Source organism: Brenneria salicis ATCC 15712 = DSM 30166 (genome assembly GCF_003315515.1).
Classification (GTDB): domain Bacteria; phylum Pseudomonadota; class Gammaproteobacteria; order Enterobacterales; family Enterobacteriaceae; genus Brenneria; species Brenneria salicis.
Window position 1 is genome coordinate 19451 of record NZ_QNRY01000045.1, and the last position, 9371, is coordinate 28821.

The window sequence follows — 9371 nt, forward strand, 5'->3', positions numbered from 1 at the left end:
CCGAATCATTTTGCGTAAATGAAACCAAGGAGACTGGCATCATGACCGCATGGCACAACGATTTATCCCTGTAAAATGTATACGATAATCCCGAGTTTTTTGAAGGATAGAAAACATTACGCCAACACGATTCCGGCCTGAACAGCGCGCTGGAACTACCCGCGATCCGCGCGTTACTGCCGGAACTCAGTCACTTAAACGTTCTCGATCTTGATAGCGGCTTTGGCGATTTTGCGTGTTACGCCCGAGCCAAGGGTGCCGCCCATGTCATGGGAATTGAACTGTCAACGCGTATGCTGGCTGAGGCACAACGCCTGACGGATGATCCGGGCATTACCTTTCAGCATATTTCGATGGAGGATTTTGCTGCTGATGACAATATTTATGATCTGGTGGTGTCTTCATTAGCCTTGCATTACGTCGAGAATTATTCGGGGATATGCCGCAAGGTTTATCATGCGCTAAAGCCCAGCGGCTATTTTATTTTCAGCGTTGAACATCCGGTTTGTACCGCCTGGCCGGTAGGATAGATCACCACTGAAACCGGCGAACATTGGCCACTGGATAATTATCACGATCAGTTGATACGCCATACCAAGTGGTTTATAAACGACGTCATTAAATACCATCGCACAACTGAAAATTATGTTAACACCCTGCTGGGTTGTGGTTTTACCCTACGTGCATTGTCGGAGCCGCAGCCGACAGAAGAAGCCCTGGCACAACGCCCCGAATTAATGAAGCACTGCCGCCGGCCACCGTTTCTAATACTTAAAGCGCAAAAGTAACTGTCAGCACCAATACTCAATGTGCGTTGACCGCTATTTTCCGCGTCTAAGGTGAGTCCGCCCATCCTTCTTACCGCCCCAAATATACAGCCGTGATCTGAGTACGCTCATGCCCCAACTCTCGGCTTATGGTCTGGCGGGCGATCGCATCCTGGGTACGCTCTGTGGATATTAGCATGTGGCTGGACTTACCTCCCGCGGCCGGAGCTGACCATCCCGTCAATGCCTGATATCGGGCCTGGGCGTAATGATGTCGCAGCCCATGCATATTACTCAGCCCTGCCGCTTTGCATTGCCCGTCATAGACATCGCGCTGCTGTATATACGTCTTATGCGCGGGGATCAGCGAACCCGCTCCAGCCAGCCTATGCGACCGATCGAGCACATCTCGTTGCTCAGCGGTTATAATGGGTATCGTTCGTTCACGCCCGCCCTTGGTCCATGTTCTCTTGAGAACAATACAATCTCCACGGTCAGCATAGCCGGGTCGAAACTTGATGGACTCCTCGCGGCGCAGACCAAAAGCCTTTTGCAAAAGCAGACTCATGCGTACATAGGGATCATTTACTTTATCCAAACTATCGCCTAACTCGTGCGCCTTGTTCTCGCTGGCGACAAATCGCCGCTCAGGGATACCCAGTTGAGTATTATCTGCTGGGATAACACCGGCCCTGCCGACCTTCTCGGCCCACCAACGCAAATGCGCCAGGCGATTCTTAAGTGTGCCTGCCGACAATCCTTCGCCCTGCCAACGCTCCAATAATACCCTGACATGCTTGCCCTTAAGCGATGTTGCCCGCATCTGCCGAAATCCCGCCTCCCGCAATTGACGGCTGGCCAACGCCAGTGAACGCATCCGGTCAGCCTGCGTCGCATGGCTGCCATCGCGATTGCGTTGGCATAGCTGGCGTAGCGTATAGGTGAGATCATCCATCGATATCTCCTGTTTGACTATGGCGTTTTCTGTCCTGAGCTAAAAAAGGTGAGTGTTATTGCCAACTCGCTGAAGCGAGATCCCCGAAGGGCATGGGCCAGGTGCTCAGATCACCTGCTGCCGCGAATGAGGCCATCGTCCCTCTTCCTGTGGGAAGACCAGACGATGTTTACCGCAAGGAATAGCAATGCAAACAATTTGGATAATGACCTCCTATGAAGTGATGAGAATAAGATGGGCGGTTACGCCAGATAGACATTTATAACGCCGAACTGAAACGACAAAAGAAGCGCAGGTAGGCGCGATGTGATGATGGCTGGGTATATCAATGCAGCGATAAGTAAGGCTCCCCTATGGGTAAGGGCGGCGCGCGAAGTTGAGCCGAAACACGCCAGGATGGGCAACCGGGTGGGTACGGCATCGGTGAAGTGACAACTTCGGCCGATGTGGCGCTTATGCCCTGCGCCAGGTATCCCGGCATTTAAACCTGCCGGTGGGTTATGGCCATGCCAGTGTGTCAGGGCATCATCATGTGCGCAGCATGAAATCGGATACAGCGCCAACCCGCATTGTTGCTGCAATTCTCCGGGCCGTCACTGCGGCGTGCAGTGACGGCCCATGGCGTGGCATTGGAGTCGTGTAAAGCGAAAAGGCGCGGAGGCAGGAATGCGCATTACCCGACTGCTGCACTGACGCGGCCTTCGGCCTTGTCGGCTACCTGCGCAGGGGCGACCTAGTGCTTATGCCGCTCCTGCGCAGGCAGCTTAAGTGTAAAGCCCATGCGACGGCATCCGAAGAAATTGCCCGACAAGCAGGAAAAATTCGCGCGAAGTGGGGGTCAATGGCGGGCGCGCAAGCCACAGCGGAGCGCAGCCGTTGGCGAGCACTGAACGGGTGAGCACCCGGCGCAGCGCACCATTGACGCCCATACAGCGCATCAGCCTATCAACTGGGTGCAGGGGATGTTCGTCCCCTGCACCCCTGCCCTTCGGCGAGAACGGAGTTCCAAGAGGCGGCGCCTCTTGGTCTAGGCCGCAGGCCGCGAAGGCATGGCGGGCATCAGGCAGGGTGGGTCCGCCACCCCTTGGCCTGCATCACCTGAGCGGCAAAGTCTCCGGCGTTCACCGGCATGTTAAGCATCTTGCGGATGTCTGCGATATGCGCGAGCGCGGTTTCACGTGATGCGAGTTTAGGGGTTGGCTCCTGGCGAACTTCGGCACGTTGGATTGTCGAAATCCTGCAGGGAGCAGCCTGTTGCGGACGGTTGGCCGGTTGTGCGGCCTTGCGGCCTGCCCACAAGCGAAACTCGCCGGCAAGTACCCGTCTGACCAGGCCGAAGAAGTAAGCGATGACGCTGCGTACGGTGCCGCTCTGGCTGCGCGCCTGCAATTCATCCAGCACGTCCTGGCGATACTGGGGCGGCAGCCGATGCAAGGCCGCCAGCACATCGTTTTGCTGCTCAGCCTTAGCACTACCCAGGCAAGGCGGCAATGCTACTGGCGGCGACACCGGCCTGACACCCTCGTGCGCGCGTGCGCGGTACGTACGTTCTTTTTTATTTAGATACTTACTATACGTACTGCCTTGCTCGTGTGTTGTCTGCTGGACAGGGTCGGTCTGCTGCGGACCTGCTGTGGTGCTGACGGGATCGCCGGGTGCTGGCGCTTGTGCTGTGTTTTGGTCATCCCGGACAGGCGGCATGCGTGGTGCCGGTGGCTCATCATCATCGCTGCCTTGGTCTTCGGCATGAATTGGAGCCGCGGTGGGCATGTGTTCAAGCGTTTCCTGGATGTGCATGGCGATGCGATCGACCTGATTATTTTCATGGCCGATGGACGTTTGCAGAAGCTCCGGGAGACTTGCATCGAGCACGCTCGCCTGATGGAAGGCCAGCGTGCTTTCATGGACTTGATACAGCTCGTTGAGGACATGGCCGGTCATGGGGTCCCGATGCTGCCCCACCAGGCTGATCCAGCCAGTGAGCCGCAATACCACGAGGACGCGCCAGGCCGTCTCAAAGCCAGCGCGCTGCCCTAACGGCGTGGAGGTCAGATAGCGTCGCAATTGCCCCAGGCTCGTCAACGGGCTAAGACCCTCCGCCGCGCGCAGCATGCGCAAAACTTGCCAGCAGTTGCGCTCCAGTGGTGTGAGCCGGGTATCGAGCATAAGTGCGGTGGGCGTGGTAAACAGGGTATCGTGCTCTTGTGTGTTGTGGTGGTCATGATGGTGTGCCATAAGAAGTCTCCGGGATTGGGGCCACAGCGGTCCGTTGCCCCGTATCTCATCGCAGGCTTATCCACTCGTCAGCCAACAATGCGGTCTACACCACAACCGTGTTGATCGGTTTGCGGCCATGCTGGGATCGCCATCCGGCTTGGTTTATGATCCCGGCACCCCCTGTTGTCGGTACAACTGAGGTGACTTCCCGCGCGCGATTCCTGCTAGAGCCAGTCCGTTAAGCGGGTCAAAATGTCTGGATCATCAGGGGGCTAATACACCCTGTGCCTAGCGTTTGAAACCTTCGCGCTGGCTTCAAACCCCTTTGCAGCTCTTATTTAATCTAGATGAATAACAAGGAGGAACCTATGCGTCTTATCGTCACCCCAACCCCTAGTACAGAAGATATCCAAGATATCCGCCAGCCGCTGTTCAATTTCAATCGTCAACATATCGGTAGCGTTGATCGCTTACCATTAGCGGTGTTTACTCACGATGATGCCGGTAACAAGGTGGCAGGACTGATAGGTAATACTTTTGGTAACTGGCTGGATATTGATTATCTCTGGGTTGACGAGAGCCTGCGGGGTGAAGGAATGGGTAGCAAACTGATGCAGGCAGCAGAGCAAGAAGCTGTGGCACGCGGTTGCCTCTATGCCCGGGTAGATACACTGAGCTTCCAGGCGCGCCCGTTCTATGAAAAACAGGGCTATCAGTTGCAGATGACCCTGAACGATATTCCAGAGCACCACCAGTGGTACTTTTTCACAAAGCCGCTTACAGCCTGAGAGGATTGGCTAAAATTTGAATAGCCTCAACGATAAAAAAGACCCCACCAATGAACTGATCCCAAGCGGTTGGAACGGATGCCAACGCGCAGGGACAGCTCACTCGTGGGGCCTGGTTATGACAAAGACCACTAAGCGAATATAAGACGCTTAATAGGGGGATGCTCACGGTGCTCCGCTTGCCACAGATCGTATGCCGCCTGCGCAGCCAGATAGACGCGTGCAGAACCAATACCCGCCAGCTCCAGACGGTAAGCCAGATCCGCGGTGATCGCGGCATGACAATTCAACACAGTAGACAACTGTCCGCGTGAATAACCGATATGCCGCGCCAGCGCAGAGACCGTCAGGCCAATGGCGGGCAAGACGTCTTCGCGCAGCGATTCCCCCGGATGGGGGGGGTTATACATCGGCATCATGGGCCTCCTTAGTGATAATCAAGATAATCGATCAATTCGACGTCACCCTCGACAAAGCGAAATGTCACACGCCAGTTGCCTGAGACGCTGGCCGACCAGAAGCCTTTGCGCTTGCCCTTCAAGGGATGCAAGCCAAAGCCGGGTATATCACCTGGCGCACCGGCGTAGTCCAGATACATCAACAAACGTCGCAAGCGTGGGATATGGTCGGGACGTACACCCGAGGGATCGCCGCGCTCATATAAAGCCTGCAACCCCTTGTGCTTGAAACTCCGGATCATATTGCCTCCACTGTAAGGCATCTCCTTACACTTTTCAAGTTAGTCAGGGTTGGCACTTTCACAACAGCGACCTGTTTTTGAAAGCGCGGTGCAGAGGAATCGAGGGGAATAATCATAAATTCTCCTTGAGGATATGCCAGCACCGTCATACTGATGACGGAACAGCAAAGGTCCCAGAATGTAGGATAAAAACAGAGAGCATCAGTACCGGATGGGTACTTCGTCCTCGAATTGATGCTGAGCGGACTGGACCGGTCGTAGTGGAAACCACGTCGCAGCCTTGAAGACCGGGGCTGCCTGGGCTGTGCTGACAACACCAGCAACAACGACATAAATTTGACTCATCCTGTGTCGGTTCTCACCTAACAATAGGAACGACGCGGTACCCGCATTCTTGGAAAACCCGCTGGCTTGTATTGTTTGCGGTGTATCAGCTTTGTATCATGACGCTGGTGCGTGATGGCCTAGGGCGATGGGGTGGATGTGTAAAAGAATGGATAAGCTGGCCAACTACTGGCTGCTCACTGTCGAAGGCAAAATTATCCGCCCCCGGCAAGCGAATCGGGAGGAATGAGCCTCTCCCGTCACAGTAGTGATCCCTAAACTCAGTTGGGTCTCACTATACATTTAAATATTCAACTCATATCAGAATTTTGTTACTGCAGTGTTTAACGGGTGCGTTGCTGGATTGGGTCAAAAAACATCTTCCAGAGATGCTCAGCCATTCCTTCGTTGGTAAGCAATGAATCTCTTGCATTGCTGTAGCCAAAGCCCATCAGAGCACGAAAGCCTAGGGTCTGCCCATTATCAGCAATACTCAGGCTTTCATTACAGCTATTATGGGTCACACCGCTTTGGCTGTAGCAGATATCTCCCAATCCCATATGGCGACTGCCGCGCCAGATACCACACTGACCAACTTTGCTACCGTTCATATAAACTGTGCCAGTAAAGGAATCTGCGTCAGGTTGATGGAAATCAACATCTAACCCGGCATGGCGCTTTTTAAGTTCGGCTAGTGAGTTTTCAAAATAATGTGCGACGTACTCAAAACCTTCACGACAGGCGCGATCTTTATCGAGGTCCGTAAAGCTCTTTGGCAGAGCCAGATTGCCAGAACGCGGCGTAAAAATAGTATCAGATGTCTGAAACACTGAATGCGTGGTGGCCGGAGAATGGACATTCACACCCTGTTGCGGCTTTTTCACTTCCATATTAGTAATGGCCCGTGTGACGGCGCCGACAACCTGAACAAAGCCCTCGTCATGGCTGGCAAATTTAGTGATTGGTTTACCGTCTATAGTAGCCGCGAGAATGCCTCCAAACGGCAACGAGTGCCAGGCACACTCCCTCAAAATCACCGGAATCACCACCGCCTCACCACGCTTATGACGCTCAAGCGCATTAGACATCTCAACCTGATAACAATAATCTGAAGCAATGAAATCGCTGCTAATCAGCAGCAAAATGATATCAGCTTCGGCAAAATATTTGTCAATCTGACGTTCAAACTCTTGCCCAGGAGTAATGCGTCGATCGTGCCATGTAGTTATCTTCCCTGTTCTCTTCAAGGGTGACAGATGCTTTTCAAGTTCATTACGTAATGCTTCATCCGCATGGGAATAGGAAAAAACAAGGCTGGTCATAATGTTGAGATGCTCCAGAGGCATAACTGTCTATTAAGGCTATTTTGCCACTGAAGTGGAAAAAAATCACAATTGTCGATAGCAAAGGCAAAATGTGTATTGTCATAAAGTCATCACCAGCAGTTTCGAGGATCATAGAGTGATCTGTTAACCCCCAATAGTGGAGCAGTGACCCTACCCCAATACCCTGCTACAGCCAAAACTGGAAATCCGGCATGATAAAACCATTCCGTTGACGGCGGCGATGCCGAGGAAAAAGTCCCGTTACACCGAAGAACAGAACGCGCTTGCACTGGCATTAGCCCTCTGATGCTCTATACACCTATGCCAGTTTAGGAAAATGTCTAAACTTAAAGCCTGAAGCGCTCGAGCACCTTGGGGCAGCCCATTGAGAGTTTATTTAAACTCATACGGCACCACATACCCCTCCCTATTAGCATCCAGATAATCCGCCCACCACTGCACCATCAGCTTACGTTCCTCGATATGCTCAGCCCGATGGATATAAGCCGCCCGTACCCCACTGCGCTCCTGGTGGCTCATCTGCCGTTCCACCGCATCCCGTGACCAAAGTCCCGACTCCACCAGCGCGCTACAGGCCATTGTCCTGAAACCATGCCCACATACTTCAGTTTTCGTATCATATCCCATCGCCCGCAGCGCCTTATTAACGGTGTTTTCACTCATGGGCTTTTTAGGATCATGGTCGCCCGGGAATACCAGCGTCTGGTTATCACCGCATAACGCCCTAATCCGCTTAAGCAATACCACCGCCTGGCGAGATAATGGCACCAGATGCGGCGTATGCATCTTCGAACCGCGCTGGGAGAACTTCACGCCCTCAATAGGCTCACGTTCTGCCGGCAGGGTCCACATCGCCCGTTTCAGGTCAATTTCCTGCCAGCGGGCAAAGCGTAATTCGCTTGAACGGATAAAGATCACCAGCGCCAGTTGCACCGCCAGACGGGTTAATTTCCTGCCGCCATAATCCTCCAGGCATTCTAAAAAATCCGGCAACTGTTCCAACGGTAACGCGGGATGGTGTTTTGCCTTGCGGGTGGCAATCGCGCCGACCAAATCCTGGGCGGGGTTATAGTCAATCAAGCCGTTCTGCATGGCGTAACGCATTACACCGGTGACCCGTTGTTGCAACCGGGAGGCCACGTCCAGTTTGCCAGTCGCTTCCACCGCTTTTAGCGGTTCCAGTAAATCGCGTATTTTCAACTCGGTGATATCGCGGTCACCCAGGCTCGGGAACAGGTAGACCTCAAGGTAATGCATCACCCTGGCGGCATGGTCCGCCGACCAACGCTGGTTGCTGGCATGCCAGTCGCGGGCCACCGAGGCAAAGGTATGCGCCGGCGCATTGGCCAGCTTTTCTTCTTTGCGCTTTTCGGCGGGATCGAGGCCGTCTGCCAATAAAACGCGGGCTTTTTCCCGCAGTTCACGGGCCTTGGCTAAACCGATTAGCGGATAAGCGCCGAAGGAGAGTTTTTTTTCTTTACCCTGGTAGCGATATTTAAGCTGCCATAATTTCGAGCCAGCCGGTTTTACCAGCAGATATAGGCCGTGGGCATCGCTGAGCTTGTAGGGTTTTTCGAGCGGTTTTGCGTTGTGGGCAGCGCGATCTGATAAAGGCATTTTGGGGGCCTCGTGTAAATCGAACCGAAAGAGCCCCCATTAAAGCCCCCAAATGGACCGGATGTCAATGGATGAAAAACGACCACCATGGAAGAGGGAGAAATCGACGCGGCAGAGAGGATGAAAATATTTTCTTTATTTAACAGACGACTATGGAACTCAGCGGAAGATTATGGACACAAAAAAAGCCACCCTTGGGTGACCTGATTGTATACTAATGGTGCCGAAGGCCGGACTCGAACCGGCACGTATTTCTACGGTTGATTTTGAATCAACTGCGTCTACCGATTTCGCCACTTCGGCACGAAGAGGTATGCGGAAAACGGGTGCATTATACCGTTTGCCGACTCACACGCAACTCTAATCCTTCTGGTGGCTGGTTAAGTGCTGAAAAAATCATCTTTGGCAAGATGTTAAGGCTGTTTTAAGCTAGCGAAACCACATTTTTCCGCCAAATAACGTTCGGTTGCTCACAACGTAAAAAAGGCGTTGCCCGGTTTTGCGGCAACGCCTTTTTTTAAGATTTAGGGTAAGGCTAAATAACTGCGCCTAATAGTAGATTACTGAAGGGAACTCAATCCGGTTTGAGCGATCTGATCAATCGCCAAATCAAAACAAATCACCAACCGGACTGAGTTATGCCGATCATAGCATTCA

General features: G+C 53.2%; 8 protein-coding genes and 1 tRNA gene. 2 read left to right on the forward strand and 7 right to left on the reverse strand.

The features are described 5' to 3' along the window. The first annotated feature begins 176 nt into the window (after positions 1–176). On the forward strand, positions 177–530 hold the full coding sequence (locus DES54_RS18975) for a class I SAM-dependent methyltransferase (protein WP_240635033.1): 354 nt from the start codon (positions 177–179) through the stop codon (positions 528–530). Between the two features lie 328 nt (positions 531–858). On the opposite strand, the gene DES54_RS15340 is transcribed toward DES54_RS18975, so the two are convergent. Beyond that, complete coding sequence (locus DES54_RS15340) at positions 859–1722, reverse strand: phage integrase N-terminal domain-containing protein (RefSeq protein WP_113868861.1); 864 nt, start codon at positions 1720–1722, stop codon at positions 859–861. Positions 1723–2781: 1059 nt separating this feature from the next. Further along, positions 2782–3957: an STY4528 family pathogenicity island replication protein gene (locus tag DES54_RS15345; protein WP_113868863.1), complete on the reverse strand. Its 1176-nt coding sequence runs from the start codon at positions 3955–3957 to the stop codon at positions 2782–2784. A gap of 350 nt (positions 3958–4307) precedes the next feature. Here DES54_RS15345 and DES54_RS15350 point away from each other — a divergent pair, with 350 nt between their 5' ends. After that, a complete protein-coding gene (locus DES54_RS15350) occupies positions 4308–4727 on the forward strand; it encodes a GNAT family N-acetyltransferase (protein ID WP_009114658.1) in 420 nt (139 codons plus the stop codon). Positions 4728–4858: 131 nt separating this feature from the next. On the opposite strand, the gene DES54_RS15355 is transcribed toward DES54_RS15350, so the two are convergent. The 5 genes from DES54_RS15355 to DES54_RS15375 form a co-directional block, all read right to left on the reverse strand. Then, the gene (locus DES54_RS15355; protein ID WP_009114657.1) at positions 4859–5143 is read right to left on the reverse strand and encodes a HigA family addiction module antitoxin; all 285 of its coding nucleotides are present in this window, start codon (positions 5141–5143) and stop codon (positions 4859–4861) included. 11 nt (positions 5144–5154) lie between these two features. Further along, entirely contained in the window at positions 5155–5427 is a 273-nt protein-coding gene (locus tag DES54_RS15360) for a type II toxin-antitoxin system RelE/ParE family toxin (protein ID WP_113868865.1), read from the reverse strand. 668 nt (positions 5428–6095) lie between these two features. Next, on the reverse strand, positions 6096–7073 hold the full coding sequence (locus tag DES54_RS15365; protein ID WP_113868867.1) for a toll/interleukin-1 receptor domain-containing protein: 978 nt from the start codon (positions 7071–7073) through the stop codon (positions 6096–6098). Between the two features lie 396 nt (positions 7074–7469). Further along, positions 7470–8714 (reverse strand): tyrosine-type recombinase/integrase, encoded by a 1245-nt coding sequence (locus DES54_RS15370; RefSeq protein WP_113868868.1) that lies wholly within the window; start codon positions 8712–8714, stop codon positions 7470–7472. A gap of 218 nt (positions 8715–8932) precedes the next feature. Beyond that, positions 8933–9017: transfer RNA gene (locus tag DES54_RS15375), tRNA-Leu, on the reverse strand. Between the last annotated feature and the right edge of the window lie 354 nt (positions 9018–9371).

Bases quoted from the DNA above. Each gene is read 5' to 3' on its own strand.
- DES54_RS15340 (WP_113868861.1), bottom strand. From the start codon at position 1,722: ATGGATGATCTCACCTATACGCTACGCCAGCTATGCCAACGCAATCGC.
- DES54_RS15345 (WP_113868863.1), bottom strand. From the start codon at position 3,957: ATGGCACACCATCATGACCACCACAACACACAAGAGCACGATACCCTG.
- DES54_RS15350 (WP_009114658.1), top strand. From the start codon at position 4,308: ATGCGTCTTATCGTCACCCCAACCCCTAGTACAGAAGATATCCAAGAT.
- DES54_RS15355 (WP_009114657.1), bottom strand. From the start codon at position 5,143: ATGCCGATGTATAACCCCCCCCATCCGGGGGAATCGCTGCGCGAAGAC.
- DES54_RS15360 (WP_113868865.1), bottom strand. From the start codon at position 5,427: ATGATCCGGAGTTTCAAGCACAAGGGGTTGCAGGCTTTATATGAGCGC.
- DES54_RS15365 (WP_113868867.1), bottom strand. From the start codon at position 7,073: ATGACCAGCCTTGTTTTTTCCTATTCCCATGCGGATGAAGCATTACGT.
- DES54_RS15370 (WP_113868868.1), bottom strand. From the start codon at position 8,714: ATGCCTTTATCAGATCGCGCTGCCCACAACGCAAAACCGCTCGAAAAA.